The organism is Methylobacterium persicinum, from assembly GCF_022179525.1.
In the GTDB taxonomy this organism is placed as follows: Bacteria; Pseudomonadota; Alphaproteobacteria; order Rhizobiales; family Beijerinckiaceae; genus Methylobacterium; species Methylobacterium persicinum.
In genome coordinates, this window is sequence record NZ_BPQX01000092.1 from 1 (window position 1) to 1,319 (window position 1,319).

At 55.7% G+C, this 1,319-nt stretch carries 1 protein-coding gene; it reads right to left on the reverse strand.

All coding sequences use genetic code 11. The features are described 5' to 3' along the window. Window positions 1-81: 81 nt before the first annotated feature. The coding region (locus MFF22_RS24915; RefSeq protein ID WP_238253397.1) for a macro domain-containing protein at window positions 82-1,319 on the reverse strand (1,238 nt) is incomplete at its 5' end.

Here is a 1,319-nt window from a genome sequence, read left to right on the forward strand (position 1 = left end):
GGCTTGGCGAGGCGCGGTTGGCCCTGTTCGGCCTCCTCCTCGTGGTGGCCTTCGTCGGCGGCGCCGTCGTGGCGACCTTGCTCATCGATGCGGGGCGGATGCGCCACGTGCCGGGGGTCTATGCCTACGGGGTCCTGGGCGAGGCGGAGGGATCGGAGGTTCGGTGTGTACCTCGGCTACGACTTCCAGGGTTTCGTAGGTCGTTTCCGATGGAAATGACCATGCGGATCCCGTCGACGTCGTAGAAGTCAGGCTCACATTATCCAGCTGTTCCGGCGGCTGCTGTATGTACTTTCTGGGACTTACTAGTGACGGGACGGTCTGGTCAAAAATTAGCACTCGGTCACACTTCACCTTCTGCACGCCTTCTATCCTGTACTTCGGCAATGGAAAGGAGGAGCACACGATGATGTTTTTGGTGTTATTCATCCTAAGTCTGGCAACCCGCTCCGCGGTCATCGCGTACCGACATAGACACGGTACCGTTTTCGGCGGCGTAGACGAATCGGCGTCCTCTACTGGGCATTTAGTGCGTATGCTGTCCATCGTCTCCCCTAGGGCGTACAGGCAGATCTGCTCGTTAGCATCTTGGAGTCTTGGCCATAAAGTTGATATTTCAGCCATGTCGACCGCCGTCTGGTGGAACCTCGTGCCCTCAAGGTAAGAGTACAGTTTACCGTCAGTTGCACTGTAACCATTTCTGCCGACTAAGCAACTGTCCGGGTGTACCCTAACCAGATCGGTTTCCAAGGTCACGTCTTCGGATACGAGCTCTATTGCCGTCCGCCTGTCGATGGCTTCCTGAATCTTCTTTTCCCAGTTTTTATCTCTGCAGTAGATAACCACGTCTGCATCGGTGGCATCCAATGCCGTGAATAAGTGGTTCAAGGACTGCATCACTCTGTCCTTACCGCCGGAAAAGGTGCCTGTGGATAGCAGCGGTACTGCGACGCTCTTTATGTTGTTGGTACTAATTATGCTAGCCACAGCTCGGTACGCGGCCGCTAGCTCTCTGTCCCCTTCGGCTTCTGTTACGGTGGAGAAGTTCGGTCCCACTGCGTGGATTACGGTCATGCCATCTGCGCGGATCATCTTGGCTGTGCCGACTGGAGTTGCAGCCCCTTTGAAAGATGATGGCCACTTCTTAGCGACCGCCCTGCACACTCCATCGCTCACGGTACCCTTGGCATTGGCAGCATTTACGACTGCTTCCTCACCGTGTCCTGATATATCTGCGCGGCGGACCCTGTATGACGGTGCACAGCCAGCAGTGTGCAGTCCGTTGCAGGCATACATTGAGCTAAGTTTCTGGTTAGCTT